Source organism: Modestobacter italicus, assembly GCF_000306785.1.
GTDB lineage: Bacteria > Actinomycetota > Actinomycetes > Mycobacteriales > Geodermatophilaceae > Modestobacter > Modestobacter italicus.
This window is the reverse complement of record NC_017955.1, coordinates 3342792-3369349: the sequence shown is the minus strand read 5'-3', so window position 1 is coordinate 3369349 and position 26558 is coordinate 3342792. Positions and strand designations below refer to the sequence as shown.

At 73.7% G+C, this 26558-nt stretch carries 28 protein-coding genes and 4 tRNA genes; 23 read left to right on the top strand and 9 right to left on the bottom strand.

The genetic code is table 11. The annotated features are described in order from the left end of the window. Positions 1 to 7 precede the first annotated feature (7 nt). Positions 8 to 2761: a DNA polymerase I gene (polA, locus tag MODMU_RS16155; protein ID WP_041796923.1), complete on the top strand. Its 2754-nt coding sequence runs from the start codon at positions 8 to 10 to the stop codon at positions 2759 to 2761. A 149-nt stretch (positions 2762 to 2910) separates the two neighbouring features. On the opposite strand, the gene MODMU_RS16150 is transcribed toward polA, so the two are convergent. After that, the gene (locus MODMU_RS16150) at positions 2911 to 3741 is read right to left on the bottom strand and encodes an IclR family transcriptional regulator domain-containing protein (RefSeq protein ID WP_014741384.1); all 831 of its coding nucleotides are present in this window, start codon (positions 3739 to 3741) and stop codon (positions 2911 to 2913) included. 133 nt (positions 3742 to 3874) lie between these two features. Then, complete coding sequence (locus MODMU_RS16145) at positions 3875 to 5365, bottom strand: amidohydrolase family protein (protein ID WP_014741383.1); 1491 nt, start codon at positions 5363 to 5365, stop codon at positions 3875 to 3877. A gap of 201 nt (positions 5366 to 5566) precedes the next feature. Here MODMU_RS16145 and MODMU_RS16140 point away from each other — a divergent pair, with 201 nt between their 5' ends. The 4 genes from MODMU_RS16140 to MODMU_RS16125 are packed head-to-tail and all read left to right on the top strand — an operon-like array spanning position 5567 to position 8809. Then, positions 5567 to 6757: a CaiB/BaiF CoA transferase family protein gene (locus MODMU_RS16140; RefSeq protein WP_014741382.1), complete on the top strand. Its 1191-nt coding sequence runs from the start codon at positions 5567 to 5569 to the stop codon at positions 6755 to 6757. Beyond that, on the top strand, positions 6754 to 7725 hold the full coding sequence (locus MODMU_RS16135) for a citryl-CoA lyase (RefSeq protein WP_014741381.1): 972 nt from the start codon (positions 6754 to 6756) through the stop codon (positions 7723 to 7725). Before MODMU_RS16140 ends, MODMU_RS16135 begins: the two co-directional genes overlap by 4 nt. After that, positions 7611 to 8453, top strand: a complete 843-nt coding sequence (locus MODMU_RS16130) for a DODA-type extradiol aromatic ring-opening family dioxygenase (protein ID WP_231851885.1) — start codon at positions 7611 to 7613, stop codon at positions 8451 to 8453. Before MODMU_RS16135 ends, MODMU_RS16130 begins: the two co-directional genes overlap by 115 nt. Next, the gene (locus tag MODMU_RS16125; protein WP_014741379.1) at positions 8450 to 8809 is read left to right on the top strand and encodes a hypothetical protein; all 360 of its coding nucleotides are present in this window, start codon (positions 8450 to 8452) and stop codon (positions 8807 to 8809) included. The genes MODMU_RS16130 and MODMU_RS16125 overlap by 4 nt, the downstream gene beginning before the upstream one ends. A gap of 109 nt (positions 8810 to 8918) precedes the next feature. Here MODMU_RS16125 and MODMU_RS16120 read toward each other — a convergent pair whose 3' ends face one another. Beyond that, positions 8919 to 9515, bottom strand: coding sequence for a class I SAM-dependent methyltransferase (locus MODMU_RS16120; protein ID WP_014741378.1), 597 nt, complete (start codon positions 9513 to 9515; stop codon positions 8919 to 8921). 490 nt (positions 9516 to 10005) lie between these two features. Here MODMU_RS16120 and rpsA point away from each other — a divergent pair, with 490 nt between their 5' ends. After that, positions 10006 to 11475 (top strand): 30S ribosomal protein S1, encoded by a 1470-nt coding sequence (gene rpsA, locus MODMU_RS16115; protein ID WP_014741376.1) that lies wholly within the window; start codon positions 10006 to 10008, stop codon positions 11473 to 11475. A gap of 220 nt (positions 11476 to 11695) precedes the next feature. Here rpsA and MODMU_RS16110 read toward each other — a convergent pair whose 3' ends face one another. After that, positions 11696 to 11953 carry a hypothetical protein gene (locus MODMU_RS16110; protein WP_014741375.1) on the bottom strand — a complete coding sequence of 86 codons (258 nt, stop codon included), beginning with the start codon at positions 11951 to 11953 and terminating at the stop codon, positions 11696 to 11698. Between the two features lie 149 nt (positions 11954 to 12102). On the opposite strand from MODMU_RS16110, the gene coaE reads away from it, so the two are divergent. Next, the gene (gene coaE, locus MODMU_RS16105) at positions 12103 to 12699 is read left to right on the top strand and encodes a dephospho-CoA kinase (RefSeq protein ID WP_014741374.1); all 597 of its coding nucleotides are present in this window, start codon (positions 12103 to 12105) and stop codon (positions 12697 to 12699) included. 80 nt (positions 12700 to 12779) lie between these two features. After that, complete coding sequence (locus MODMU_RS16100) at positions 12780 to 13271, top strand: VOC family protein (RefSeq protein WP_014741373.1); 492 nt, start codon at positions 12780 to 12782, stop codon at positions 13269 to 13271. Here MODMU_RS16100 and MODMU_RS16095 read toward each other — a convergent pair. The 5 genes from MODMU_RS16095 to MODMU_RS16075 all read right to left on the bottom strand — a co-directional run bounded on the left by MODMU_RS16095 (position 13264) and on the right by MODMU_RS16075 (position 14494). Continuing rightward, positions 13264 to 13479 carry a DUF4177 domain-containing protein gene (locus tag MODMU_RS16095; RefSeq protein ID WP_014741372.1) on the bottom strand — a complete coding sequence of 72 codons (216 nt, stop codon included), beginning with the start codon at positions 13477 to 13479 and terminating at the stop codon, positions 13264 to 13266. The genes MODMU_RS16100 and MODMU_RS16095 overlap by 8 nt on opposite strands. A gap of 120 nt (positions 13480 to 13599) precedes the next feature. Beyond that, a tRNA-Val gene (locus tag MODMU_RS16090) sits at positions 13600 to 13671 on the bottom strand. Positions 13672 to 13723: 52 nt separating this feature from the next. After that, a tRNA-Cys gene (locus MODMU_RS16085) sits at positions 13724 to 13794 on the bottom strand. Between the two features lie 43 nt (positions 13795 to 13837). Beyond that, a tRNA-Gly gene (locus MODMU_RS16080) sits at positions 13838 to 13909 on the bottom strand. Positions 13910 to 14011: 102 nt separating this feature from the next. Next, a complete protein-coding gene (locus MODMU_RS16075) occupies positions 14012 to 14494 on the bottom strand; it encodes an SsgA family sporulation/cell division regulator (RefSeq protein WP_014741371.1) in 483 nt (160 codons plus the stop codon). 174 nt (positions 14495 to 14668) lie between these two features. Here MODMU_RS16075 and MODMU_RS16070 point away from each other — a divergent pair, with 174 nt between their 5' ends. The 15 genes from MODMU_RS16070 (at position 14669) to MODMU_RS16000 (ending at position 26475) form a co-directional block, all read left to right on the top strand. Further along, the gene (locus tag MODMU_RS16070) at positions 14669 to 15286 is read left to right on the top strand and encodes a sigma-70 family RNA polymerase sigma factor (RefSeq protein WP_166503514.1); all 618 of its coding nucleotides are present in this window, start codon (positions 14669 to 14671) and stop codon (positions 15284 to 15286) included. Continuing rightward, positions 15283 to 16203: an anti-sigma factor domain-containing protein gene (locus MODMU_RS16065; protein ID WP_014741369.1), complete on the top strand. Its 921-nt coding sequence runs from the start codon at positions 15283 to 15285 to the stop codon at positions 16201 to 16203. The genes MODMU_RS16070 and MODMU_RS16065 overlap by 4 nt, the downstream gene beginning before the upstream one ends. Before the next feature lie 107 nt (positions 16204 to 16310). Then, positions 16311 to 16661 carry a TIGR02611 family protein gene (locus tag MODMU_RS16060; RefSeq protein ID WP_269454077.1) on the top strand — a complete coding sequence of 117 codons (351 nt, stop codon included), beginning with the start codon at positions 16311 to 16313 and terminating at the stop codon, positions 16659 to 16661. 26 nt (positions 16662 to 16687) lie between these two features. Next, positions 16688 to 16759, top strand: a tRNA-Val gene (locus MODMU_RS16055). 85 nt (positions 16760 to 16844) lie between these two features. Continuing rightward, positions 16845 to 17240: an HNH endonuclease gene (locus MODMU_RS16050; RefSeq protein ID WP_014741367.1), complete on the top strand. Its 396-nt coding sequence runs from the start codon at positions 16845 to 16847 to the stop codon at positions 17238 to 17240. Between the two features lie 26 nt (positions 17241 to 17266). Then, a complete protein-coding gene (locus MODMU_RS16045; protein ID WP_231851648.1) occupies positions 17267 to 17836 on the top strand; it encodes an MOSC N-terminal beta barrel domain-containing protein in 570 nt (189 codons plus the stop codon). A gap of 155 nt (positions 17837 to 17991) precedes the next feature. Next, a complete protein-coding gene (gene thrS / locus MODMU_RS16040) occupies positions 17992 to 20028 on the top strand; it encodes a threonine--tRNA ligase (protein ID WP_014741365.1) in 2037 nt (678 codons plus the stop codon). Continuing rightward, positions 20025 to 20630 carry an HIT family protein gene (locus tag MODMU_RS16035; protein WP_014741364.1) on the top strand — a complete coding sequence of 202 codons (606 nt, stop codon included), beginning with the start codon at positions 20025 to 20027 and terminating at the stop codon, positions 20628 to 20630. The genes thrS and MODMU_RS16035 overlap by 4 nt, the downstream gene beginning before the upstream one ends. Further along, entirely contained in the window at positions 20631 to 21299 is a 669-nt protein-coding gene (gene pgsA, locus MODMU_RS16030; RefSeq protein ID WP_014741363.1) for a phosphatidylinositol phosphate synthase, read from the top strand. Continuing rightward, positions 21296 to 22318 (top strand): phosphatidylinositol mannoside acyltransferase, encoded by a 1023-nt coding sequence (locus MODMU_RS16025; protein ID WP_014741362.1) that lies wholly within the window; start codon positions 21296 to 21298, stop codon positions 22316 to 22318. Before pgsA ends, MODMU_RS16025 begins: the two co-directional genes overlap by 4 nt. Further along, positions 22318 to 23547 carry a glycosyltransferase family 4 protein gene (locus MODMU_RS16020; protein WP_014741361.1) on the top strand — a complete coding sequence of 410 codons (1230 nt, stop codon included), beginning with the start codon at positions 22318 to 22320 and terminating at the stop codon, positions 23545 to 23547. Before MODMU_RS16025 ends, MODMU_RS16020 begins: the two co-directional genes overlap by 1 nt. 11 nt (positions 23548 to 23558) lie before the next feature. After that, positions 23559 to 24098 carry a LemA family protein gene (locus MODMU_RS16015; protein WP_014741360.1) on the top strand — a complete coding sequence of 180 codons (540 nt, stop codon included), beginning with the start codon at positions 23559 to 23561 and terminating at the stop codon, positions 24096 to 24098. A gap of 51 nt (positions 24099 to 24149) precedes the next feature. Then, positions 24150 to 25064, top strand: a complete 915-nt coding sequence (pdxS, locus tag MODMU_RS16010; protein WP_014741359.1) for a pyridoxal 5'-phosphate synthase lyase subunit PdxS — start codon at positions 24150 to 24152, stop codon at positions 25062 to 25064. Beyond that, a complete protein-coding gene (gene pdxT / locus MODMU_RS16005; RefSeq protein WP_014741358.1) occupies positions 25061 to 25726 on the top strand; it encodes a pyridoxal 5'-phosphate synthase glutaminase subunit PdxT in 666 nt (221 codons plus the stop codon). The genes pdxS and pdxT overlap by 4 nt, the downstream gene beginning before the upstream one ends. Beyond that, complete coding sequence (locus MODMU_RS16000) at positions 25723 to 26475, top strand: YebC/PmpR family DNA-binding transcriptional regulator (protein WP_014741357.1); 753 nt, start codon at positions 25723 to 25725, stop codon at positions 26473 to 26475. Before pdxT ends, MODMU_RS16000 begins: the two co-directional genes overlap by 4 nt. Positions 26476 to 26558 lie beyond the last annotated feature (83 nt).

Below are 26558 nucleotides of genomic sequence, written 5' to 3'. Positions count from 1 at the left end.
CGTGGTGATGTCCGCTCCGGTCTCCGCACCCGCCGCCACCCCGTCCGCCAGCACCGCCGCACCTGCTGCCGGGCCGCGTCCGCGGTTGCTGCTGCTCGACGGCCACTCGCTGGCCTACCGCGCCTTCTTCGCGCTGCCCGTGGAGAACTTCTCCACCACCACGGGCCAGCCGACCAACGCCGTCTACGGCTTCACGTCGATGCTGATCAACGTGCTGCGCGACGAGCAGCCCACCCACCTCGCCGTCGCCTTCGACGTGAGCCGGAAGACCTTCCGCAGCGAGATCTACGCCGAGTACAAGGCGAACCGCTCGGAGAGCCCGACGGACTTCCGCGGCCAGGTGAGCCTGGTCCAGGAGGTGCTCGGCGCGCTGCACGTCCCGGTGATCACCGCGGAGGGCTACGAGGCCGACGACGTCATCGCCACGCTCACCGTCCAGGCGGTCGAGCAGGGCATGGACGTGCTGATCTGCACCGGCGACCGGGACGCGCTGCAGCTGGTCAACGAGCACGTGACCGTGCTGTACCCCCGCAAGGGCGTCTCCGACCTGACCCGGTTCACCCCCGAGGAGGTCGAGACCAAGTACGGGCTGACCCCGACCCAGTACCCCGACTTCGCCGCGCTGCGCGGCGACCCGAGCGACAACCTGCCCAGCATCCCGAGCGTGGGGGAGAAGACCGCTGCCAAGTGGGTGCGGGAGTACGGCTCGCTCGACGCGCTGGTCGACCAGGTCGACACGGTGAAGGGCAAGGTCGGGGAGAAGCTGCGCGAGCACCTCTCCTCGGTGCTGCAGAACCGCCGGCTGACCGAGCTGGACCGCGCCGTGCCGCTGGAGCTCGGCCCGCAGGACCTCGCCGTCCAGTCGTGGGACCGCAACGAGGTGCACACGCTGTTCGACAACCTGCAGTTCCGGGTGCTCCGGGACCGGCTGTTCGCCACCCTCTCTGCACCTGAACCTGAGGTCGAGGGTGGCTTCGACGTGGCCGAGGACGTCGTCCCCGCCGGCGGGCTGGGCGACTGGCTGGCCGCGCACGCCCGCACCGGGCGCACCGGCCTGGTCTTCCGCGGTACGTGGGGACGGGGGACCGGTGAGCTCACCGGGATCGCGCTGGCCGCGGCCGACGACCACGCCACCTTCGTCGACCTCGGCCCGGACCTGGACGCCGTCGACGAGCAGGCGCTCGCCGCGTGGCTCGCCGACCCGGCGACGCCCAAGGTCGTGCACGACGTCAAGGGCCCGCTGCTGGCCATCTGGGCGCGCGGCTGGGAGCTCGCCGGGGAGGTCAGCGACACCGGCCTCGCCGCCTACCTGGCCACGCCCGGGCAGCGGTCCTTCGACCTCGGCGACCTGGCGGTGCGCTACCTGCGGCGTGAGTTGAAGGACGCGTCGGCGCCGGAGGGCCAGCTGACCCTCGACGGGCTGGGGCCCTCCGAGGCCGACGTCGCCGCCGAGGCCGCGCACGCCGACGTCCTCAAGGCGGTGGCGGTCAACGACCTCTCCGACGCCCTCGAGCAGGTGCTGGGCTCCAAGGGCGGCGACCAGCTGCTCGGCGAGATCGAGCTGCCGCTCACCCGCGTGCTCGCCGCGATGGAGTACCGGGGCATCGCCGCGGACCTGGACTTCCTGCACGAGCTGCAGAAGGAGTTCGCCGCGGAGGTGGCCGACGCCGCGCAGGAGGCGTACGCGGTGATCGGCAAGGAGATCAACCTCGGGTCGCCCAAGCAGCTGCAGGCGGTGCTCTTCGACGAGCTGGGGTTGCCCAAGACCAAGAAGAACAAGACCGGGTACACCACCGACGCCGACGCGCTGACCTCGCTGCTGGCCTCGACCGGGCACCCGTTCCTCGAGCACCTGCTGCGGCACCGCGACGTCACCCGGCTGCGCACCGTCATCGACGGCCTCATCCCGATGGTCGACGACGGCGGGCGGGTGCACACCACCTACCAGCAGACCATCGCCGCGACCGGGCGGCTGAGCTCGACCGACCCGAACCTGCAGAACATCCCGATCCGCAGCGCCGAGGGCCGGCGGATCCGGCAGGCGTTCATCGTCGGGGCCGGCTACGAGTCGCTGATGACGGCCGACTACAGCCAGATCGAGATGCGCATCATGGCGCACCTGTCCGAGGACGCCGGGCTGATCGAGGCCTTCACCTCGGGGGAGGACCTGCACTCCTTCGTCGCCTCGCGGGCCTTCGGCATCCCGATCGAGCAGGTCGACCCGGAGATGCGGCGCCGGATCAAGGCGATGAGCTACGGCCTGGCGTACGGGCTGAGCGCCTACGGGCTCTCCCAGCAGCTGCACATCACGCCGGAGGAGGCGCGCGGGCAGATGCACGCCTACTTCGAGCGCTTCGGCGGCATCCGCGACTACCTCGACGGCGTGGTCGACGACGCCCGGCAGACCGGGTACACCGAGACGACGCTGGGCCGCCGTCGCTACCTGCCCGACCTGACCAGCGACAACCGGCAGCGCCGGGAGATGGCCGAGCGGATGGCCCTCAACGCGCCGATCCAGGGCTCCGCCGCCGACGTCATCAAGGTCGCGATGCTCAACGTCGAGAAGGCCATCGCGGCCGAGGGCCTGCGCTCCCGGATGCTGCTGCAGGTGCACGACGAACTGGTGCTCGAGGTCGCCGCCGGCGAGCACGAGGCCCTGGAGGCGCTGGTCCGCCGCGAGATGGCCGGCGCCGCGCAGCTGTCCGTGCCGCTCGAGGTCTCCGTCGGCTTCGGCCGCACCTGGAACGACGCCGCGCACTAGGCACATCGCGATCCTGGCGGATCGCACCGCGGCCAGGTGCCGTCCCGGCTGGCGTGGAGCCGCTGAGTCGTCCCTGCGCGGGACCCTCCGGGCCCCACTCGAGCCGAACTCGAGTCCTCCCGTTGGGGACGCAGCGGTGTCAGGCGGTGTCAGGCGGAGGCGGTGCCGGCGTCTGCCTTGCGGGGGACCTCGACGTGCGGTCTCGACTGCCAGAGGGCCCACTCGGCGCTGACGTCGCCGGCGGTGCGCAGCAGCTGGGGCAGGTGCTCGCCGAGCAGGCGCTCGGTCGAGGTCTCCGCGGCGTGCACCGTCACGTTCATCGCCGCCCGGACCCGGCCCTCGGCGTCGCGCACCGGGACGGCGACCGAGCGCACGCCCGGCGCCAGCTCCTCGTCGGCCAGCGCCCAGCCCCGGGCCCGCACCTCGGTCAGCTCGGCGGCCAGCTGCTCGGCGGTGCGGCCGATGTAGGTGGGCAGCCCGGCGCGGCTGGGCTGGGCCAGGGTGTCCGCCAGCTCCGCGGGGGACAGCGCGGCCAGCAGCACCTTGCCCTGGGAGGTCTGCACCGCCGGGAACCGGGTGCCGACCTCCACCCGCAGGGTGATCAGCTTCGGGACCGCCACCCGGGCGACGTAGACGATGTCCGAGCCGTCGAGCTGCGCCATCGACGAGGACTCGCCGGTCCGGGCGACCAGGGCCTCCAGGTGCGGCCGGGCGATGTCCCACAACCCGAGGGCGCCGACGTAGGCCATGCCGAGGGTGAGCACCTTCGGGGTCAGCTGGAAGGCCCCGCCGGAGCTGCGCACGAACCCCAGCTCCTCCAGGGTGAGCAGCAGGCGGCGGGCGGTCGGCCGGGCCAACCCGGCGGCGGCGGCCACCTCCGACAGGGTCATCGCCGGGCGGCCGGCGTCGAAGCAGGCCAGCACGTCGAGGCCGCGCGCCAGCGCCTCGACGAAGTCCGGTCCCGTCCCGCGTCCTGCCATCTCCCGCCGCTCCTGTCGTCGTCCGCCGATCGAGGATGACACGCACGCCCCGGCCGTCCGCCCCCTCCACCGCCTGTCCTGCCCCGCCCGGGGTGACCCACCGGGCGGGGCAGGGGTCTGTCCCGCGGCCCGGTCAGCCGGGGAGGTCCTCGGTGTCGAAGACGGTGCCCCGGGCGCCGTGCGTGGTCGCGGACTTGTACTCGGTGTACGTGTACGGGTTGTCCAGCACGTCCTCGCCGGGGAGCTCCGGGTTCATCCCCTGCGCCCAGGTCTCCTCGCCCATCGTCGAGCGCAGGTGCTCCACGGTGGCCTCCACCGACCGGCGCACCGCGCCGAGGTCCGCGCCGACCAGCCGGTGCGCGGACTTCACGACCCGGCCGTCGACGAGCACGGTGTGCACGTCGCCGCGCTGCGCCTGGAAGGCGATGTGGCCGTAGGGGTTGAGCAGCGGGAAGGACACCGGGGAGTCGTCGTTCTTGACCAGCACGACGTCGGCCCGCTTGCCCGGCTCGAGGCTGCCCAGGTCGTCCCGGCCGAGCGCCCGGGCACCGCCGCGGGTCGCCCAGTCGACGACCTGCTCGGCCCGCAGGTGCACCTGGGTGACCGTCTCGCCGCGGGCGTGCGCCTCGAGGTGCTCGCGGGAGCGGTCGGCGCCCAGCGTCGTGCGCATCGCGGAGAACAGGTCGCTGCTCCACCACACGCTGGTGTCCATCGACAGCGACACCGGGATGCCGTGCCGGCGGACCTGCCAGGTGGGCGGGTAACCCTGGCCGGCGCTCTGCTCGGACTCGGTGGACACCGAGACCGAGCCGCCGGTGGCCGCGATCCGGTGGTAGGAGTCCGTGCTCAGCGTGGCGGCGTGCACGTACACCGTCTCAGGGGCCATGAAGCCGTGCTCGTGCATGAGCCGGATGCCCTCGTCGTTCGTCGCCCCCCAGACGCCGGCGTGGGTGGTCACCGCCAGGCCGAGCTCCCGGGCCACCTCGAAGGCGGCCTTCTCCGGGAACGCCGGGTCCCCGGTCACGTCGAAGGCCAGCTGCAGGCCCAGCCGGCCCTCGTCCTGCCGGCGGCGCAGGAACGACTGCACGGCCGGGTCGGCGGTCCACTCCCACGGCCCCGCCTGGATGTTGCCGTAGGCGAGCACGAACCGGCCGGGGACGGCGAGCAGGGCGTCGGCGGCGGCCTCGGCGTGGTCGACGCTCTGCAGCCCGTGCGACCAGTCGACCGTGGTGGTGACCCCGGCCTCGAGGGCGTCCCAGGCGGAGAGCAGGTTGCCCGCGTGCACGTCCTCCGGGCGGAAGGCCCGGCCGTGCTCGAGGTAGTACCAGACGAAGTACTGGGTCAGCGTCCAGTCGGCCCCGTAGCCGCGCATCGCCGTCTGCCACATGTGCCGGTGGGTGTCGATCATCCCCGGCATCACGATGCCGCCCGACGCATCGATCTCGGCGGTGCCCTCGGGGACCTCCAGCTGTGGTCCGATGGCGGCGATGCGGCCGTCGACCACCAGCACGTCGGCGTGGGGGAGGACCGTGCGGGCGTCGTCCATGGTCAGGACCGTGCCGCCGCGGAGGACCACGGGCTGGCCGGCCGCCGGGACCGCGACGTCGGCGTCGGGGTGGGACATGGACTCCTCCTCAGGACCCCAGCCGTGCGGACGAGTGTCCGTAGAACGGTCAGCCGGGTGACCGGCCCACCCTGGCCGTGACCCGTCGCACATGTCAAGAGACGGCGGCGTCGGCTTGACAGCCGCCGCTGACGCATCGAAGACTCCGCGGCACCGACGGACGCTCGTCCGCTGGGTGGCGCGTCGAGAGGTGTTCCCGAGATGACCGGTCCTGCGGCTGTCCCGGGCGCCACGCCCGGCAGCGGCCCGCTCGCCGGCCTGCTGGTCGCCGACTTCTCCCGGGTCCTGGCCGGCCCGTACGCGACGATGCTGCTCGCCGACCTGGGCGCCGAGGTGGTCAAGGTCGAGGGCCCCGCCGGGGACGACACGCGGAGCTGGCAGCCGCCGGTCCGGGACGGCGTCTCGACCTACTACCTGGGCGTCAACCGCAACAAGCGGTCGGTCGCGCTGGACCTCAAGGACCCGGCCGACCGCGCGGTCGCCCAGGAGCTGGCCCGCCGCGCGGACGTGGTCATCGAGAACTTCAAGAGCGGCGGCCTGGCTCGCTTCGGCCTCGACTTCGACTCTGTCGCGGCCACCAACCCCCGGGCGGTCTACGCCTCGATCACCGGCTTCGGGCCGCAGCCCGGCGGCGCCGAGCTGCCCGGCTACGACCTCATCGTGCAGGCCATCTCCGGGCTGATGAGCCTCACCGGCGACCCCGCCGGGGAGCCCTTCCGGGCCGGCATCTCGGTGTTCGACGTGATGGCCGGGCTGCACGTCACGATCGGCGTGCTCTCCGCGCTCAACCTGCGGCACGAGACCGGCCGCGGCCAGCACGTCGAGGTCAACCTGCTCTCCTCGGCCCTGTCCGGGCTGGTCAACCACGCCAGCGCGGTGGTCGCCGGCGGCGTCGTCCCGTTCCGGATGGGCAACAGCCACCCGAGCCTGTTCCCCTACGAGCCGCTGCCCTGCGCCGACGGCGACCTGATCATCACCGCCGGCAACAACGGCCAGTTCCGCAAGCTCGTCGAGGTCCTCGGCGTGCCCGAGCTGGCCGACGACCCCCGGTTCGCCCGCAACGAGGACCGGACGGCGAACCGCGACGAGCTGCGCCCGCTGCTGGTCGAGCGGCTGCGGACCCGCTCCAAGCAGGACTGGTTCGCCGACATCATCGCCGCCGGGGTGCCGTGCGGGCCGATCAACACCGTCGACCAGGGCGTCGCCTTCGCCGAGCGGATCGGCCTGGACCCGGTGGTCACCGTGGGGGACGGCGCGGCCGGGATCCCCTCGGTGCGCAACCCGATCACGTTCTCCGAGACGCCGGCCGACTACCGGCTGCCGCCACCGGGCCTGGACGAGCACGGCGCGGAGATCCGGGCCTGGCTGTCGACCCCCGAGGAGCAGCCGTGAGCACCCCCGAGTACCCGACCGCGCTCGGCGCCTCCAGCCGGGACAGCATCACCCTGCTCGGCACCGACCTGGCCCGGGACGTGATGGGCACCGTCGGCTTCGGCGAGCTGGCGTTCTGGCTGGCCACCCAGCGCCGTCCGAGCCCGGGGGAGACCCGGGTGTTCGAGGCGGTGCTGGCCGCGCTCGCCGACCACGGCTTCACCCCGACCGCGATCGTCACCCGGCTGACCTACCTCTCCGCGCCGGACTCGGTGCAGGGGGCGCTGGCCGCCGGGCTGCTCGGCGGCGGCTCGCGGTTCCTCGGGGTCACCGAGGACTGCGGCCGGTTCCTGCACGACGTGCTCACCGGGGTGGACGGCGACCTGCCCACCGACGACGCAGGCTGGGACGCCCTGGCCCTGGAGACGGTCACCGCCCAGCGCGCGGCGCGGCGGTTCGTGCCCGGGCTGGGCCACCACGTGCACAAGGACGGCGATCCGCGCACCCCCCGGCTGCTGGAGATCGCCACCGAGGAGGGCCAGTTCGGCCCGCACCTGGCGCTGTTCGCCGCGATCGGCCGGGTGCACCCCCAGGTGCTGGGCCGGACGCTGCCGCTCAACGGGGCCGGCGTCTGCGGCGCCGCGCTGGCCGACCTGGGCCTGCCGCTGGAGCTGCTGCGCGGGTTCGCGCTGCTCGCCCGGACCGCGGGGCTGATCGGGCAGCTGGCCGAGGAGCTGCGGCACCCGGTCGCCAACGACGTCTTCCTGTCGGTGGACCTGGCCAACCGGTCCGTCCCGCCCGACCCCTACGTGCCCGCAGCCCCTGCACCCCGACGACGCCGACGGAGGCCGACATGGCTGAGCTGGTCGCGGTCATCGCGTCCACCCACCACCCCTTCTACTACCGGGCCAGCACCTCCACCGGCGCGGACCGCCCGCCGTTCGCCGACGAGTGGGTGGCCAAGATCGAGCGGTTCCGGGAGACGCTGACCGCGGCACGGCCCGACGTCCTGGTCATGGTCGGCAGCGACCACTTCCACCAGCTGTGGCTGGACAACATGCCGCAGTTCCTGGTGGGCAAGGCCCCGTTCTTCGACGCCAACTTCTACAACGAGGAGCGCGAGTTCGGCCTGCCGAAGATGACGCTGCGCGGCGAGGAGGACCTGGCCGCGCACCTCCTCCGCGACGGGCTGGACCGGGACTTCGACCTGGCGTTCAGCAACGAGCTGCGGATCGACCACAGCATCACCTGCCCGATCATCACGCTGCGGCCCGAGGCCGACCTGCCGATCGTGCCGGTCTACACCAACATCTTCGCCCCGCCGATGCCCCAGCCGAGGCGCTTCGTGGCGCTGGGCCGGGCGCTGCGCGAGATGGTCGAGTCCTGGGACAGCGACAAGCGGGTGGCGGTCATCGGCACCGGCCACCTGAGCCTCGAGCTCGGCGGCCCGCGGCAGTTCGGCGAGCACGGCCCGGACCCGGAGTTCGACCGGAAGGCCGTGGAGTGGATCGCCTCCGGTGACATCGAGGGCTGCCTGGCCGAGGTGACGCTGGACAGCCTGCACACCCCGGGCAACGCCACCCACGGGTTCATGGACTTCATGCTGATGATGGGCGTCGCCGGCGAGGGGGCGAAGGCCGACCACGTCGACACCCTCGACCTCTTCCACACCATGGAGGCCTACTTCACGTGGTACCCGGGAGGGGATCCCCGATGAGCAAGTACCTGCTGGACAAGTTCCTCTACACCGTCGACCGGGACCCCGAGCTGGTCGAGCGCTACCGCACCGACCCGGCCGGAACGGTCGCCTGGTGGGAGGCGGAGATGGCCGGCACGCTGCTCAACTGCACCGCCGACGAGCGGACGACGTGGCTGTCGTTCACCGACGACGAGCGGGCCGCGCTGGCCGGGCACGACCACGTGACGCTGTTCCAGATGGGCGCGCACCCGTTCCTCACGCTCACCCTGTTCATCGCCATGTTCGAGCGCGACCACGGGCCGCTGGAGTACCAGAAGGCCTACGGCAAGGCGATGGAGCACATCGACATGCCCTACCCCGACATCGCGACGTGACATCGGGACTCTGATCAGGTCACCTGATCAGAGCGCGTCCGCCCGCGGCAACGCTGGTGCGGGAGGACGGTCCTTCCTGCAGGGGGACGTCGACGCGGTGCGCAGCGGGTCAGCGCTCCGCGACGATGATCAACGTGCCCGGCATGAGCTCGCCGCGGGCGGGGGACCACTGGCCCCAGGTCTCCGTGCGTCCGGGCGTCCACTCCGGCTCGACGAGGTCGGTGAGCACCAGTCCGGCGCCGACGACCGCGCGCACCCAGTCGCCGACGGTGCGGTGGTGCTCGACGTAGACCGTGCGCCCGGAGTCGTCGGTCTCCACGTAGGGCCGGCGGTCGAAGTAGGAGGACACCACCCGCAGGTCCTCGGGGTCGGGGGAGTCGGGCATCGGCCAGCGCATCGGGTGGTTCACCGAGGCCACGAACCGGCCGCCGGGGCGCAGCACCCGGGCCACCTCCGCCAGCACCGCGCGGGCGTCGGCGACGAACGGCAGCCCGCCGAAGGCCGAGCACGCCAGGTCCACGCTCGCGTCGGCCAGCGGCAGGGCGCCGGCGTCGGCCTGCAGCAGCGGGACGGCGAGCCCGGTCGCCCGGTTCAGCTCGGCGGCCCGGGCCAGCATGCCACCGGAGACGTCGAGGGCCAGCGGCTCGGCCCCGGCACCGCGGAGCCAGCGCGAGCAGGGGGCCGAGCCGCAGCCGATCTCCAGCACCCGGCCGGCCGGCCACGTCGCCGAGCAGGTGCGCGTCGGCCTCCCGCAGGCCCTCGGGGCACCAGAGGAAGTCGGCGTCGCCCAGGTCGCCCCCGTGCTCGGCGAGGTAGGCCGGCGCGGCGGCGTCCCACCAGCCGCGGTTGGCCCGCGCCGACTCGGCCGGCCCGGCCGCGCGGCGGGTGACCCCGCCGGCCGCCGGGTAGCCGTCGGCGGCCAGGGGGAGGGGGGTGAGCGGGGGTCCTGCCGGGGCGCGGTCCATGACGCGCCGATCGTGACACGCCGACCCGTCCGGCCGCCCGGCCCCCGCCCCGGACCCGTGGTGGACCGGCCCTCGCGGCGTCCGTACCATGGGGAATCACGCCAGAGGTCTGTGGTGTTGCCTCCCCTGTACGGGTGGCTCTCCACGCGTCTCCCGTGTACCTCCCCGCGGCCTGACCGGGCTGCGGGTGATCCTGTCCCTACGCATCCCCCGTCCGGAGCACTCGACCACATGACCTCCACCCAGGTCCGTCCTGACAGCACCCCGCAGATCGCGGTGAACGACATCGGCACCGCCGAGGACTTCCTCGCCGCCATCGACCAGACGATCAAGTACTTCAACGACGGCGACATCGTCGAAGGCGTCATCGTCAAGGTCGACCGCGACGAGGTGCTGCTGGACATCGGCTACAAGACCGAGGGCGTCATCCCCTCGCGTGAGCTGTCCATCAAGCACGACGTCGACCCCACCGAGGTGGTCAAGGTCGGCGACGAGGTGGAAGCCCTCGTCCTCCAGAAGGAGGACAAGGAAGGCCGCCTGATCCTGTCCAAGAAGCGCGCCCAGTACGAGCGCGCCTGGGGCACGATCGAGGCCAAGAAGGAGGCCGACGAGGTCGTCGTCGGCACCGTCATCGAGGTCGTCAAGGGCGGCCTGATCCTCGACATCGGCCTCCGTGGGTTCCTCCCCGCCTCCCTGGTGGAGATGCGCCGCGTCCGCGACCTGCAGCCCTACGTGGGCCGCGAGCTCGAGGCGAAGATCATCGAGCTGGACAAGAACCGCAACAACGTCGTCCTCTCCCGCCGTCAGTGGCTGGAGCAGACCCAGTCCGAGGTCCGCAGCGAGTTCCTCAACAAGCTCGCCAAGGGCCAGGTCCGCACGGGCGTCGTCTCCTCGATCGTCAACTTCGGCGCGTTCGTCGACCTCGGCGGCGTCGACGGTCTGGTGCACGTCTCCGAGCTGTCCTGGAAGCACATCGACCACCCGTCCGAGGTCGTCGAGGTGGGCCAGGAGGTCACCGTCGAGGTCCTCGACGTCGACCTGGACCGTGAGCGGGTCTCCCTGTCGCTGAAGGCGACCCAGGAGGACCCGTGGCGTCAGTTCGCCCGGACCCACCAGATCGGGCAGGTCGTGCCCGGCAAGGTCACCAAGCTCGTCCCGTTCGGTGCGTTCGTGCGCGTCGACGAGGGCATCGAGGGCCTGGTGCACATCTCCGAGCTGGCCGAGCGCCACGTGGAGATCCCGGAGCAGGTCGTGCAGGTCGGCGACGAGATCCTGGTCAAGGTCATCGACATCGACCTGGACCGCCGCCGCATCTCGCTGTCCCTGAAGCAGGCCAACGAGGGCGTCGTCGGCGACGAGGAGCAGTTCGACCCGGCCGCCTACGGCATGGCCGCCTCCTACGACGAGCAGGGCAACTACCTCTACCCCGAGGGCTTCGACGCCGACACCGGCGAGTGGCTCGAGGGCTACGAGGAGGCCCGTGAGACGTGGGAGCGGCAGTACGCCGAGGCCCAGGCCCGCTTCGAGGCGCACCGCAAGCAGATCGCGGCCGCCAAGGAGGCCGACGCCGAGGCCGCTGCCGGTGGCAGCTACTCCAGCGCCGCCGAGCCCGAGGGCGACGTGTCGTCCACGGGTGGCGGGACGCTCGCCTCGGACGAGGCGCTGGCCGCGCTGCGCGCCAAGCTCGCCGGCGGCGAGTGACCCCGCAGCTCGCCTGAGCAGCACCTGACCGTGCGCCGTCCACCCCTCGGGGTGGGCGGCGCACAGTCGTCTCCGGGGCAGTCCCAGGGACGACGACGACCCCGCCGGCCACCGAGGCCAGCGGGGTCATCCGTTCAGACGGCCCTCCTGCAGGGGCCTCATGGCCCCGTCCAGGGCACCGCCCCGAGCGTGCGAGGGGTGGGGAGGACGGGGTCCTTGTTCAGAGGCTGAGGATGATGGCGAAGGCCGAACGCGGGCGCCCGCCGGCGTTGGCCAGGAAGTCCCAGGTGTGCCGGCCGGAGGGGACGCTGGGCAGCAGCGCCCGGAGGAACGAGGTCCCGCGGCGGGCCTGGGGCAGCCGCTCGCGCACGCCGGGCAGCTCCGAGCACCGCACACCGGCCGGGTTGTCGAGCCGGTGCCGGCCGCGACGGGGGGTGCCGGCAGCCGACTGAGCGCCATCGGACGTGGAACGGGACATGGTCGGTTCTGCCTCTCTGCTGTGGCGGGGGAGGTCCACCGGGACGAAAGCTAATTCGTGTGACTGGTGGGACGGGTGCGACGCGCCGGGCACCCGCAAGCCGTGACCTCCCCGAGACCTGCGGGGCGGCCTCGCCTAGGGTCCGCGGGGTGCTGAGGATCGGGTTGACCGGTGGGATCGGGTCGGGCAAGAGCACCGTGGCGGCGCTGCTGGCGCAGCGGGGCGCCCGGGTGGTGGACGCCGACCGGATCGCCCGCGAGGTCGTCGAGCCCGGCACGCCGGGGCTGGCCGCCGTGGTGGCGGAGTTCGGCGACGGCGTGCGGACCGCCGACGGGGCGCTGGACCGGCCGGCGCTGGCCGCCGTCGTGTTCGGCGACCCGGCGGCACGCGCCCGCCTGGACGCGATCGTCCACCCGCTGGTGCGGGCGCGGGCCGCCGAGCTGGTCGAGGCCGCGCCCCCGGACGCCGTGGTGGTGCAGGACGTGCCGCTGCTGGTGGAGACCGGGCAGGCGGGGTCCTACGACCTGGTCCTGGTGGTCGAGACCGACCTGGAGACCCGCGTCGCTCGACTGGGGGAGCGTGGGCTGGCGGCGGAGGACGCCCGGGCCCGGATCGCCAGCCAGGCGACCGACGAGCAGCGCCGGGCGGTCGCCGACGTGGTGCTGCGCAACGACGGGGACCGGGCGGCGCTGGAGGCGCAGGTGGAGCGGTTCTGGGCCGAGCACGTGCAGCCTGCCCTGGGCTGACGCCCGGCGATGAGTTCGGCGCCCGGCGGGCGTCCTCACCGGTACGACCGCCAGGTCGCCGCACACCGGGAGGAACCGCCATGGCCGAGCAGCAGATCGTCCCCAACCTCTGGTTCGACACCCAGGCGGAGGAGGCGGCGCAGTACTACATCGACGTGTTCGGCTCCGGCCGGGTGATCAGCGTGATGCGGTACCCCGAGGGGTCGCCCGGCCAGGCGGGCTCGGTGATGGCCGTGGAGTTCGAGGCCGGCGGGATGCGCTTCGTCGGCATCAACGGCGGCCCCCAGTTCACCTTCTCCGAGGCGGTGTCCTTCCAGATCGACTGCGCCGACCAGGCGGAAGTCGACCGGTTCTGGGACCGGTTCATCGCCGACGGGGGCGAGGAGAGCCAGTGCGGGTGGCTCAAGGACAGGTACGGGCTCTCCTGGCAGGTCGAGCCGGTCGGCATGGTGGAGCTGTTCACCGACCCGGACCCGGCCCGGGCCCAGCGGGCCGTGCAGGCGATGCTCGGCATGCGCAAGCTCGACCTCGCCGCGCTGCGGGCGGCCGCGGACGGCGTGCCGGTCAGCTGACCCCGACCGGGCGCTCGAAGGTGACCAGGATGCCCTCCACGCCACCGGGGCCCATCCGGCCCTTGACCTCCACGGAGGTGATCGCCTTCAGCTGCCAGCCCTCGTGGGCGCGCTGGTTGAGCACCTTCTCCAGCTTGTCGCCGGACATCTTGCCGCCGATCATGCCCTCGCGGATCTCGTCCACCGCGTACTCGTACCGTGCCGCCATCGGCTGCTCCTCCCGCAGGGGGTCAGCCTGGCGGAGCCGGCACCCGCTGTCGATCCCCGACGCGGGCCCTGCGCCAGCAGACGACGAAGGCCCCGGATCGACCGATCCGGGGCCTTGCTGTGGGCGATACTGGGATCGAACCAGTGACCTCTTCCGTGTCAGGGAAGCGCGCTACCGCTGCGCCAATCGCCCCTCCCGGCCTCGCGACCGGACCCACCTCCGCGCTCGTGCTCCGAGGAGGACGAGGTGGAGACGGGATTTGAACCCGTGTAGACGGCTTTGCAGGCCGTTGCCTCGCCTCTCGGCCACTCCACCGCACGCCGGGCGCCGGTCTCGCGACCAGCGCCCGGTAGTTCCGAGCGGACGACGGGATTCGAACCCGCGACCCTCACCTTGGCAAGGTGATGCTCTACCACTGAGCCACGTCCGCGCTGCGGATCAAGTCCGCGTTACGTGGAGAACTCTAACCGACCCGGTCCAGGGGGTTGAACAGGGGGGTCCCCCCGGGTGTCCCGGAGGGTGTCCCCGCAGGTCAGCGCCCCGTCGGGTTGTCCGTGCCGCCGCGCAGCAGCGCAGACAGCTCCTCGTCGACCCGGAGCAGGTCGCTCTCGCCACCGGCCGGCACGAGCAGCTCTGTCTCGCGCAGGAAGTCACCGACCACGGCACCGGACAGCTCGAACATCGCCTCGCCCGACGGTGCGCGCAGCTGCAGGAACAGCACGTCCAGCCCGCCGCGGGCCGGCCACAGCCGGACGTCGCCCTCGCCCACCGGGCCGGTCAGCCCGGCGCGCAGCAGGTCGCGGCTCAGCAGCCACTCGACGCCGCCGTCGTCGTCCGGGTCGTCGTAGAGCGCCGGCTCGACGTCGTCGGTCGCGCCGTCGCCGAAGCGCACCCGCACCGCGAACGGGTCGCTGCTGTCGTAGACCAGGGCAGCCGGGACCGCCGTCCACGACTGGGGACCGACCAGGTGGAAGGTGGTACGTGCGGTGCAGCCAGACCTCGAAGAACGCGCCATGCCCTGGTAACGACCCAAAAAGCCTCAAGGTCACGCATGGTCTCGGCGTGTCGCGCCCCACGAGTCCCACGAGTCCCACGAGGCGGCGCCCGTCCCACCGGTCGGGGGGTACCTGTGGACGCGCTGAACCGGAGGGCCCCCACAGCGCGAACACCGCATGTGACCATGGGCCTCGTGAGCCGACCACCCCGCAGCCAGGAGGACGGCGCAGCCGACCTCGAACTGGTCCGGCGGGTCGCCGCCGGTGACCGGGGTGCCGTCGACGACCTCTACCAGCGGTTCCGCCGGCCCGCCTTCGCCCTCGCCCGCCGGGTGCTGGGCGACGACGTGCTCGCCGAGGACGTGCTGCAGGAGGTGTTCCTCACCATCTGGCGGGACCCGGGCTCCTTCGACGGGACCCGCGGCAGCGTGGCCTCGTGGCTGCTGGCGATGGTCCACCACAAGGCGGTCGACGCCGTGCGCCGCGAGGAGTCGCACCGGCGGCGCCGCTCCCGGGCCGAGGACGACCTGGTCCTCGCCGCGCCCACCCAGACCACCGACGTCGAGGACGCCGCCTGGCAGCGCATCGTCGCCGACCGGGTGCGGACGGCGCTGCACGAGCTCCCGGCGCCGCAGCGGGAGGCGCTCACGCTCGCCTACTACGGCGGCTACACCCAGCGCGAGGTGGCGGCGCTCACCGACACGCCCCTGGGCACCGTCAAGACGCGCATGCTGGCGGGCATGCGGCGGCTCAAGGACACCCTGGGCACCGGTCTGCCCGGGCAGGCGCCGGTCGACGGGAGCTCCCGGTGAGCGACGTGGGCAGGCACGGGGACGACCACCAGCGATGGGACGAGCTCGCCGTCGGCTGGGCGCTGCACGCGCTGGAGCCGGAGGACGAGTCCGTCTTCGCCGCACACCTCACCGGCTGCGACCGCTGCGCCCGGACGGTCGCCGAGACCGCCGAGGTGATGGCCGCGATGGCCGGTGACCTGCCGCAGGCCGAGCCGTCGGAGGGCCTGCGGGAGCGGCTGCGGGCCGCCGTGGAGGAGACCGAGCAGCTCCCGCAGACGCGCCCGCACGCCGAGCGGCCGGGCCCGCCGGCTGCCGTGCCGCCGATCCCGGCTGACCCCCCGCGGTCGGCGCCCTCGCACCCGGCGGCCGCCCGCTCGGTGCAAGGGCTGGAGCCCAGCCGCTTCGGCAACCTCCGCGCGCCGCTGCCGGTGCGCCCCGTCGACCCGCGCCCGGCCTGGCGGCGGGTGCTCCCCACCGCCCTGGTGGCGGCCGCCGTCGCCGCCGTCCTGTCGCTGGGTGCGTGGAACGTCGCGCTGACCAGCGACCGGGACGCCGCGCAGGCGACGGCGGCGGAGCAGTCGGCGGTGCTCGACGACCTGCTGACCGCGGGTCGGGCGACGATCGCGCCGGTCCTCGCCGACGGCGCCCCGGTGGCCACCGTGGTCGCCCGGGAGGACCAGGTGCAGGTCGTCTCCCGGACGCTGTCGGTCAACGACAGCCACGACAGCACCTACGTCGTCTGGGGTCTGCAGGACGGCGTCCCTGAGGCGTTGGGCACGTTCGACGTGGTCACTCCCCAGACTGACCTGCGGACCGTAGGCTCGACGGCGACCGGGCTGGACGACTACTCGGAGTACGCGATCAGCATCGAGCCCGGTCGGGAGGCTCCGTCGTCGCCGACGGACATCGTCGGTCGAGGGCAGGTGGCCAGCTGAACGGACAACACACCGTCTCGGCGCCCGGTGGGGAGGTCCCCGTCGCGGGCGCCGAGGAGTCGCGCAGCCTCCGCGAGCGGGTCGCCGACTACGGGTGGCGCCGGCGCATCGCAGGCCGGCGCAGCCTGGACGCCCCCTACCGCGTGCTCGTGGGTGTGGTCGGCGCGGTGGTCGTCGCCTTCGGGATCGTCACCATCCCGCTGCCCGGGCCCGGCTGGCTGACCGTCATCGCCGGCCTGTTCGTGCTGGCCACCGAGTTCGCCTGGGCCGAGCGGCTGCTGGAGTACACCCGCCGGAAGGTGGCCGGCTGGACCGAGTGGCTGGGCCGGCAGTCGGTGCTGGTGCGCCTCGGCGTCGCGGTGCTGACCGCGGCGTTCGTCTACGCGGTCCTGCTGGTGACGCTGCACGTCACGGGCGTGCCGCACTGGGTGCCGGGGTGGGTGCCGCTGTGGCACTGAGCATCTGGCAGACTCATCACCACTCCGGGCGATTGGCTCAGCGGTAGAGCGCTTCGTTCACACCGAAGAGGTCACTGGTTCGATCCCAGTATCGCCCACCGGAGGGGAAGGCCCCAGGTCCTGGACCTGGGGCCTTCGTCGTCCCCGGGCGCGGGCGCCCGCCCGGGCGCACCATGGACGGCGATGGCACTGGACCGGGCCGCTCGCCTGCTGGCCGCCGTGGAGCGGGACGGCCCCACCTGCATCTGGTGCGGCCGGACGTTCTCCGACCAGGTGGCCCCCAGCACCGAGCACGTCGTCCCGCGGGTCAAGGGCGGACCGTCCTGGCTGGAGAACGAGGTCGCCGCCTGCCGGCGCTGCAACTCCGAGCGCGGGCACACCGCGCCGGTCGAGTGGCTGGAGGAGTGCGACCGCCGCGGCTGGCACCCCGACGAGGCCCGGCTGACCGCGGTGCTGACCACGCTGGCCACCGCGATCGCCGAGCGGGGCGGGCAGCGCCGGGCGCGCCCCTACCTGGACGCGCAGCTGCGCCGGTTGCGCCGCCGGGGCGGCGGCCCCGATCCGCGCGCGGTCGGCTGACCGCGGCCCCGCGTAGCGTCGCGGGGGTGAGCGAGCGCGGAGATGTGGTCGTGGGGCAGGTGGCCTCGATCTCGGTCTACCCGGTGAAGTCCCTCGCCGGCCGGACGGTGCCCGCGGCCGAGGTGGACACCGCCGGGCTGCGCGGCGACCGGGCCTGGTCGGTGGTCGACGCCGGCACCGGGGAGCGGGTCACGGTGAAGACCACGCCCCAGCTGGCCCAGGTGGTCGCCACCGGCGACGACGAGGCGGACACCCTCACCCTCACCGAGGTGCTCGGCCGCCCGGTGCGGCTGGTGCGCTCCGCCGACGGCCCGCAGACCGGCGCGGCGGCGGTGCACCTGGTCTCCCGCGGCGCGGTCGACCGGGCCGCCGCCGGCGAGGTGCCCGAGGGCTGCTCGGCCGACGACCCGCGGGCAAACCTGCTGCTGCAGCTGACCCCCGGCCAGGACGAGCGGGCGTGGGTCGGCCGCCGGCTGAAGGTGGGGGAGGCCGTGCTCGACGTCGTCCGCACGCCCAAGCACTGCCTCGGCGTGTACGCGGAGGTCCGCACCCCCGGGCGGGTCGCCGACGGCGACGCCGTCGCCCTGCTGGACTGACCGCCGCCCTCCCGCCACGCCGCGGGAGGAACGGGCCGGAGACCGACCCGGTCGAGAAGTCGCTCCAGGCGGACCCGGCCCGCGCACTAGTCTCGGTGTCCCGGCCGCCCGGCCGGTCGCTGCCCGATCGCCCGACCCATCCCCAGGAGCCCACCGTGTCGACCCCGCCCTCGCCCTCCGTCGCCGCCCCCGTCCGGGTGCCGGCCGGGACGACGGCCGTGCAGGCGCTCAAGGACGCCGGGGTGCCGCTCAAGGGCCCCGACGGCGCGGTCGTCGTCCGCGAGGTGGCCTCCGGGGAGCTCAAGGACCTCGCCTGGACCCCGGACGCCGACGCCGAGGTGGAGCCGGTCCCCGCGGTCAGCGCCGACGGGCGCGCGGTCATCCGGCACTCCGCCGCGCACGTGCTCGCCCAGGCGGTGCAGGACCTCTTCCCGGGCACCCGGCTGGGCATCGGCCCGCCGGTGGAGAACGGCTTCTACTACGACTTCGACCCCGAGCGGCCGTTCACCCCCGAGGACCTCGTCGCCCTCGAGAAGAAGATGACCGAGATCGTCCGGGCCGGCCAGCACTTCCGCCGCCGGGAGATCAGCGACGACGAGGCGCGCACCGAGCTGGCCCACGAGCCGTTCAAGCTCGAGCTGATCGGGCTCAAGGGCGGCGCGGGCGAGGCCGCCGAGGGCGCCGACGTCGAGGTGGGCGGCGCGCAGCTGACCATGTACGACAACGTCGACGCCCGGTCCGGCGACGTGGTCTGGACCGACCTGTGCCGGGGCCCGCACCTGCCGCGCACCTCGGGCATCCCGGCGTTCGCGCTCACCCGCAGCGCCGCCGCCTACTGGCGGGGCAGCGAGAAGAACCCCCAGCTGCAGCGGGTCTACGGCACCGCGTGGGAGAGCAAGGACGCGCTCAAGGCGTACCAGGAGCAGCAGGCCGAGGCCGAGCGGCGCGACCACCGGCGGCTCGGCGCGGAGCTGGACCTGTTCAGCTTCCCGGACGAGATCGGCTCCGGCCTGGCGGTCTTCCACCCCAAGGGCGGGGTGGTCAAGCGCGAGATGGAGGACTACGTCCGCCGCCGGCACATCGAGGAGGGCTTCGACTACGTCGGCACCCCGCACATCAGCAAGGCGCAGCTGTTCGAGACCTCGGGCCACCTGCCGTACTACGCCGACACCATGTTCCCGCCGATGGAGCTGGAGAACGCGGAGTACTACCTCAAGGCCATGAACTGCCCGATGCACAACCTGGTCTTCCGGTCACGCGGGCGGTCCTACCGGGAGCTGCCGCTGCGCTTCTTCGAGTTCGGCTCGGTCTACCGGTACGAGAAGTCCGGCGTGGTGCACGGCCTGACCCGGGTGCGCGGTCTCACCCAGGACGACTCGCACAGCTACGTCACCCCCGAGCAGGCGCCCGGGGAGATCCGCCACCTGCTGGCCTTCGTGCTCGGCCTGCTCAGCGACTTCGGCCTGGACGACTACTACCTGGAGCTGTCCACCCGCGGGGAGTCCGACAAGTTCATCGGCTCCGAGGAGGAGTGGGCGCTGGCCACCTCGGTGCTCGAGGACGCGGCGCGGGAGACCGGGCTCGAGCTCGTGCCCGACCCTGGTGGTGCGGCGTTCTACGGCCCGAAGATCTCCGTGCAGGCCCGGGACGCCATCGGCCGCACCTGGCAGATGTCGACCATCCAGTACGACTTCAACCAGCCGGCCCGCTTCGCGCTGGAGTTCAGCGCCGCCGACGGCACCCGGCAGCAGCCGGTGATGATCCACTCGGCCAAGTTCGGGTCGATCGAGCGGTTCTTCGGGGTGCTCACCGAGCACTACGCCGGCGCCTTCCCGGCCTGGCTCGCCCCGGTCCAGGTGGTCGGCATCCCGATCACCGACGAGCAGGTGCCGTACCTGACCGACGTCGCGCTGCTGCTGCGGGAGAAGGGCATCCGGGTGGAGATCGACGACTCCGACGACCGGATGCAGAAGAAGATCCGCACCGCCAGCAAGCAGAAGGTGCCCTTCGTGCTCATCGCCGGGGCGACCGACGCCGAGGCCGGTGCGGTGTCCTTCCGCTACCGCGACGGCTCGCAGCGCAACGGCGTCCCGATCGCCGAGGCGGTGGCGCAGGTCGCCGACTGGGTCGCCGCCCGGCACAACGCCGACCCGACCGCCGGCACCCCGGCCGCGGGGGCCACCGTCGGATGAGCTCGATCCCCGGCACCGACCCCGCCGACCGCCCGGCCGCCGTGGACAACGACCACGGCGGTCCGACGGCGGTCTTCGAGCACCTGTGGACGCCGTACCGGATGGCCTACATCCGCGGCGAGGGCAAGCCCACCGGTGACCACGACTGCCCGTTCTGCCTCATCCCGCGGATGAGCGACGAGGAGGGGTTGATTGTGGCCCGCGGCGAGACGGTCTTCGCCGTGCTCAACCTCTACCCCTACAACGCCGGCCACCTCATGGTGGTCCCGTACCGGCACGTGCCCGACTACACCGACCTGACGATCGCCGAGGTCGCCGAGCTCGGCGCCTTCACCCAGACGGCGATGCGCGTCGTCCGCGAGGTCAGCGGGGCGCACGGGTTCAACATCGGGATGAACCAGGGCTCGGTCGCCGGGGCCGGCATCGCCGACCACCTGCACCAGCACGCCGTGCCGCGCTGGGGCGGGGACACCAACTTCATGCCGGTCGTCGGGCTCACCCGGGTGCTGCCGCAGGTGCTCTCGGAGACCCGGTCGCTGCTGGCCGCCCGGTGGCCGGCCCCCGCCGCCGCCGAGCAGGGCCCCGGGGCGGGTGTGGCGTAGGTGCTCGGCGTCAACCTCCGCCCCGCCGTCGCCCGCTTCTGGGCCCCGGTGGTGCGCGGGCTGGTCCGGGTCGGGGTCACCGCCGACGCGGTGACCCTCACCGGCACCCTGGGCGCGGTGGCCGCGGCGGTCTTCCTCATCGGCAACGGCGCGCTGTTCTGGGGTGCGTTCGCGGTGACCGTCTTCGTCCTGCTCGACATGCTCGACGGCGCGCTGGCCCGGGCCCGCGGCGGCGGCTCGGTGTTCGGCGCCGTGCTGGACTCCACCGGCGACCGGGCGGCGGACGCGGCCATCTTCGCCGGGCTGGTCTGGTGGTACAGCGGGGACGGCGACAACCGGCTCATCGTCGGGCTGTCGCTGGTCTGCCTGGTGCTGGGCGTGCTCACCTCCTACGTCAAGGCGCGCGCCGAGGGCATGGGGCTGCGGGTCGAGGTCGGCATCGTCGAGCGCACCGAGCGGCTGATCCTGGTGCTGGTCGGCACCGGGTTCACCGGGCTCGGCATCCCCTACGCGCTGCACGTCTGCCTGTGGCTGCTGCTGGCGGGCAGCGCCGTCACCGTCGGGCAGCGCTTCGCCGCCGTCCGGAGCCAGTCTCGGGGTATGCGCCTGCCGGGCTCCGGGAGCCGGCCGGACCACGCCGACGAGCCCGCCGGCCCGCCACCGACGTGACCCGCCCCGGCCTGATCCGCCCCGGCCTGATCCGCCCCGGCGTGGCCCGCGCAGCCGAGCTGCGCGACCGGCTCACCGACGCCGGCTACGCGGCCGGGTGGCGCGCGGTCCGGCTGCTGCCCGGGCCGGTCGCCCGCGGGCTGTTCGCCGGCGGGGGAGCGCTCGCCGCCCGCCGGGGCGGCCGGGGCGTCCGCCAGCTGCGCGCGAACCTCGACGTGGTCACCGGCGGCACGCTGGACGACGCCGCGCTGGACGCGCTGACCCGGCGGGCCGTGCAGTCCTACGCCCGGTACTGGCAGGAGGCCTTCCGGCTGCCGGTGCTCGACCGGGAGGGGATCGTCGCCGCCTCCACGATGCTCGGCCAGGAGCACCTGGAGCGGGTCCGGGCCGAGGGCCGCGGCGTCGTCTTCGCGCTGCCGCACAGCGGCAACTGGGACGCCGCCGGGGTCTGGCTGGTCGACTTCCTCGGCGGCCCGTTCCTCACCGTCGTCGAGCGGTTGCGGCCGGAGTCGCTGTACCGCCGGTTCGTCGAGTTCCGCGAGGGCCTGGGCATGCGGGTGGTGCCGCTCACCGGCGGCGAGCGCCCCAGCTCGACCGTGCTCCGGGAGTGGCTGGCCGCCGGCGGGACGACGTGCCTGCTGGTCGACCGCGACCTGTCCGGCTCCGGCGTCCCGGTGACCTTCTTCGGCCGGCCGTCGGCGATGCCCGGCGGCCCGGCGCTGCTGGCCGCGCAGACCGGTGCCGCGCTGCTGCCGGCCGTCTGCCAGTTCGACGGCGACGGCTGGCGCTTCGTCGTCCACCCCGAGGTGCCGGTCACCGGCCCGGGCCGGCTGCGGGAGCGGGTGGGCGCGGCGATGCAGCAGGTCGCGGACGCGTTCGCCGCCACGATCGCCGAGCGGCCCGAGGACTGGCACGTGCTCGGCCGGATCTGGCCCGACGTCGGGCCCGGGGGCCGGCCCGCCCCGCTCGGCGCCCCCGCGCCGGGAGCGGTGGCCCAGGGGTCGCGGGAGCCGGCCTGATGCGCATCGGCCTGGTCTGCCCCTACCAGTGGGACGTCCCCGGCGGCGTCCAGTACCACGTGCGCGACCTCGCCGAGACCCTCCGCGCGCGGGGCCACCACGTCGAGGTGCTCACCCCGGCCGAGCACGAGGAGAACCTCCCCGCCGAGCACGTCACCTGGGCCGGCCGGGCGGTCCCGGTCCCGTACAACGGCTCGATGGCCAGCTTCCAGTTCGGCCTGGTCTCGGCCGCGCGGGTGCGCCGCTGGCTGCGGGACGGTGCCTTCGACGTCGTCCACGTGCACGAGCCGGCCCCGCCCTCGGTGTCGCTGCTGGTCTGCATCATCGCCAAGGGGCCGATCGTGGCGACCTTCCACGCGGCGACCACCCGGTCGAAGTTCCTCGCGATCTGGGGGCCCTGGATCCGGCCGTGGCTGGAGAAGATCGGGGGCCGCATCGCCGTCTCCGACTTCGCCCGCCGGGTGCAGGTCGAGCACCTCGGTGGCGACGCGGTGGTGATCCCCAACGGCGTGCACGTCGCCGGCTTCGCGGAGGGGCCCTCCCTGCCCGGGCACGAGCGCGGCCGGGGCGGCCCGACGATCGGCTTCCTGGGGCGCTACGACGAGCCCCGCAAGGGCCTGCCGGTGCTGCTCGAGGCGATGCGCAGCGTCGTCGGCGAGCACCCGGGCGCCCGGCTGCTGGTCGCCGGCCGGGGCGACCCGGCGGAGTTCGCCGAGCTGGTCGGCGAGCAGCTCGCGTCGCACGTGACGCTGCTCGGCGAGCTGACCGAGCCGGAGAAGGCCGCGTTCCTGCGCTCCGTCGACGTCTACTGCGCGCCCAACCTGCTGGGCGAGTCCTTCGGCGTGGTCCTGCTGGAGGCGATGGCCGCCGGCGCGCCGGTGGTCGCCAGCGACCTGGACGCCTTCGCCCGGGTCCTCGAGGACGGCGCCGCCGGGGTCCTCGTGCCCCGGGGGGACACCGCCGCGCTGGCCGGGGCGCTGTCCGGCCTGCTGGCCGACCCCGGACGGCGGGCGCAGCTGACCGACGCCGGCCGGCAGGCCGTGGCCGGCTACGACTGGTCGGTCGTCGCCGACCGGATCCTCGCCGTCTACGAGACCGTCGCCCCCACCGGTGGCCTCGGGGTGACCGCCTCGCACGAGGACGACGCCACCCTGCTCGGCGCGCCGCCGCACGACTCGGACCGCGGTGCCACGACCGCGGGGCCGTTCCGCCGGCGGGTCCGGCGCTAGCCTGGTCCGCTGTGGAACCCGGGACCTGGCTGCTGAGCGCCGCCGCCGTCCTGCTCGTCCTGCTGCTGGCGTGGACCACCTTCACCCTCACCCGGCTGCGCCGGCTCGCCGGCCGGGTGCGGCGGGCGCGGGAGGTGCTCGACGCGGCGCTGCTCCGCCGTGCCGAGCTCACCGCGGCGCTGGCCCGGGAGCGCACCGACGACCTCGGGGCGGACCTCGCCGGCGACCTCGCCGACGCCGCCGCCGGCGCCCGGGCCCCGAGCGCCGGGGACCGGGAGGCCGCGGAGAACCACCTCGGCCGGCTGCTGCGCCGGGTGCCTGATCCGGTGCTCAGCCCCGAGCTCGGCGACGCAGGGATGCGGGTGGCCCTGGCCCGGCGGTTCTACAACGACGCCGTCCGGGACACCCACGCGCTGCGCCGCGGCCGGCTGTCCCGGGTGCTCCGGCTGCACGCCGGCCGGCCGCTGCCCCGCTACTTCGACATCGACGACGGGCTGGACGCCGTCCTCGCCGGGTCACCGCACGCCGGCGGCCCGCGGCCGCGCGGCTGAGCCGCCGTAGGCTGGGACGTCCGCTCCCGCCCGACCCGAAGGCAGCACCTCGTGACCCAGAACGCCAGCACGCCCGACCTCCCCAGCGGCACCGGGACCGACCGGGTCAAGCGCGGCATGGCCGAGCAGCTCAAGGGCGGCGTGATCATGGACGTCGTCACCGCCGAGCAGGCCAGGATCGCCGAGGACGCCGGCGCGGTCGCCGTCATGGCGCTCGAGCGGGTCCCCGCCGACATCCGCGCCCAGGGCGGCATCGCCCGGATGAGCGACCCGGACATGATCGAGTCGATCATCGCCGCGGTGTCGATCCCGGTGATGGCCAAGGCCCGGATCGGCCACTTCGTCGAGGCCCAGGTGCTGCAGGCCCTCGGCGTCGACTACATCGACGAGTCCGAGGTGCTCACCCCGGCCGACGAGGCGCACCACATCGCCAAGAGCGAGTTCACCGTGCCGTTCGTCTGCGGCGCGACCGACCTGGGTGAGGCGCTGCGCCGGATCTCCGAGGGCGCGGCGATGATCCGCTCCAAGGGCGAGGCCGGCACCGGCAACGTCGTGGAGGCCACCCGGCACATGCGCGCGATCCGGGCCGGCATCAAGCGGCTGTCCACCCTGGACGAGACCGAGCTGTTCGTCGCCGCCAAGGAGCTGCGCGCACCGCACGACCTCGTCGTCGAGGTGGCCCGGCTCGGCGCGCTGCCCGTCGTGCTGTTCACCGCGGGCGGCATCGCCACCCCGGCGGACGCGGCGATGATGATGCAGCTGGGCGCCCAGGGCGTCTTCGTCGGCTCGGGCATCTTCAAGTCCGGCGACCCGGCCCAGCGCGCCGCGGCGATCGTGCAGGCCACGACGTTCGCCGACGACCCCGCCGTGATCGCCAAGGTCTCCCGCGGTCTGGGCGAGCCGATGGTCGGCATCAACGTGAGCACCCTGCCGGAGTCCGAGCGCTACGCCACCCGCGGCTGGTGAGCGCGCCGCTCATCGGCGTGCTCGCGCTGCAGGGCGACGTCCGCGAGCACCTGGCCGCGCTGCGCGCGGCGGGCGCGGAGCCGGTGACCGTCCGGCGTCCCGCGGAGCTCGCGGCCGTCGACGGGCTGGTCGTCCCCGGCGGCGAGTCGACGACGATGGCCACGCTCGCCGACCGGTTCGGCCTGCTGGAGCCGCTCCGGACGGCGGTGCGCGGCGGGCTGCCCGCCTACGGCTCCTGCGCCGGGATGATCCTGCTGGCCGACCGGGTGCTCGACGCCCCCGCCGGCCAGCGGACCGTCGGCGGGCTGGACGTCGTCGTCCGGCGCAACGCCTTCGGCCGGCAGGTCGACTCCTTCGAGACCGAGGTCGAGGTCGAGGGGGTCGCGGGCGGCCCGGTGCACGCGGTGTTCATCCGGGCGCCGTGGGTCGAGGAGGTCGGCCCGGACGTCGAGGTGCTCGGCCGGGTCGTCGGCGGACCGGCCGACGGTAAGATCGTCGCAGTCCGCCAGGGTCGCCTGGTGGCCACCAGCTTCCACCCCGAGCTCACCGGCGACAGCCGGGTGCACGCGATGTTCGTGGAGCTGGTGCGGGCAGCCCGTGCCCGGGACCTGGGTGAGGACGGCGTCGGCGTCGGCGCCGGCAGTGAGGGGAGAGTGTCGTGAGCGGCCATTCCAAGTGGGCGACGACGAAGCACAAGAAGGCCGGCATCGACGCCAAGCGGGGCAAGCTCTTCGCCAAGCTGATCAAGAACATCGAGGTCGCGGCCCGCACCGGCGGCGCCGACCTGTCGGGCAACCCGACGCTCTACGACGCCGTCCAGAAGGCGAAGAAGAGCTCGGTGCCCAACGACAACATCGACCGCGCGGTCAAGCGCGGCGGTGGCCTCGAGGCCGGTGGCGTCGACTACCAGAGCATCACCTACGAGGGCTACGGCCCCGGTGGTGTGGCCGTGCTCATCGAGTGCCTCACCGACAACAAGAACCGGTCGGCGATGGAGGTCCGCACCGCCATGAGCCGCAACGGCGGCAACATGGCCGACCCCGGCTCGGTGTCCTACCTGTTCTCCCGCAAGGGCGTGGTGGTCGTGCCGTCGGCCGGCACCACCGAGGACGACGTCCTGATGGCCGTCCTGGACGCCGGCGCCGAGGAGGTCCGCGACCTCGGGGACACCCTCGAGGTGGTCTGCGAGCCCGGCGACATGATCGCGGTGCGCACCGCGCTGCAGGACGCCGGCATCGACTACGACTCCGCCGACATGGGCTTCGTGCCCAGCGTGCAGGTCGAGCTCGACGAGGACGGCGCGGGCAAGGTGTTCCGGCTCATCGACGCCCTCGAGGACCTCGACGACGTGCAGAACGTCTTCGCCAACTACGACGTCTCCGACGAGGTCATGGAGAAGATCGACGCTTGAGCTGTGCAGGCGGCCGGGCGCGTGTCGTGCCCGAGCCGCGCGGCCGTCTCCGGTTAGCGTTCTCCTCGAACACGTGTTCGTGC

Bases quoted from the DNA above. Each gene is read 5' to 3' on its own strand.
- polA (WP_041796923.1), top strand. From the start codon at position 8: ATGTCCGCTCCGGTCTCCGCACCCGCCGCCACCCCGTCCGCCAGCACC.
- MODMU_RS16100 (WP_014741373.1), top strand. From the start codon at position 12,780: ATGGCCGAGCAGCAGATCGTCCCCAACCTCTGGTTCGACACCCAGGCG.
- MODMU_RS16020 (WP_014741361.1), top strand. From the start codon at position 22,318: ATGCGCATCGGCCTGGTCTGCCCCTACCAGTGGGACGTCCCCGGCGGC.
- rpsA (WP_014741376.1), top strand. From the start codon at position 10,006: ATGACCTCCACCCAGGTCCGTCCTGACAGCACCCCGCAGATCGCGGTG.
- MODMU_RS16075 (WP_014741371.1), bottom strand. From the start codon at position 14,494: ATGGCGCGTTCTTCGAGGTCTGGCTGCACCGCACGTACCACCTTCCAC.
- MODMU_RS16150 (WP_014741384.1), bottom strand. From the start codon at position 3,741: ATGGCAGGACGCGGGACGGGACCGGACTTCGTCGAGGCGCTGGCGCGC.
- MODMU_RS16140 (WP_014741382.1), top strand. From the start codon at position 5,567: ATGACCGGTCCTGCGGCTGTCCCGGGCGCCACGCCCGGCAGCGGCCCG.
- MODMU_RS16125 (WP_014741379.1), top strand. From the start codon at position 8,450: ATGAGCAAGTACCTGCTGGACAAGTTCCTCTACACCGTCGACCGGGAC.
- MODMU_RS16110 (WP_014741375.1), bottom strand. From the start codon at position 11,953: ATGTCCCGTTCCACGTCCGATGGCGCTCAGTCGGCTGCCGGCACCCCC.
- MODMU_RS16035 (WP_014741364.1), top strand. From the start codon at position 20,025: ATGAGCTCGATCCCCGGCACCGACCCCGCCGACCGCCCGGCCGCCGTG.
- MODMU_RS16050 (WP_014741367.1), top strand. From the start codon at position 16,845: ATGGCACTGGACCGGGCCGCTCGCCTGCTGGCCGCCGTGGAGCGGGAC.
- MODMU_RS16095 (WP_014741372.1), bottom strand. From the start codon at position 13,479: ATGGCGGCACGGTACGAGTACGCGGTGGACGAGATCCGCGAGGGCATG.
- MODMU_RS16145 (WP_014741383.1), bottom strand. From the start codon at position 5,365: ATGTCCCACCCCGACGCCGACGTCGCGGTCCCGGCGGCCGGCCAGCCC.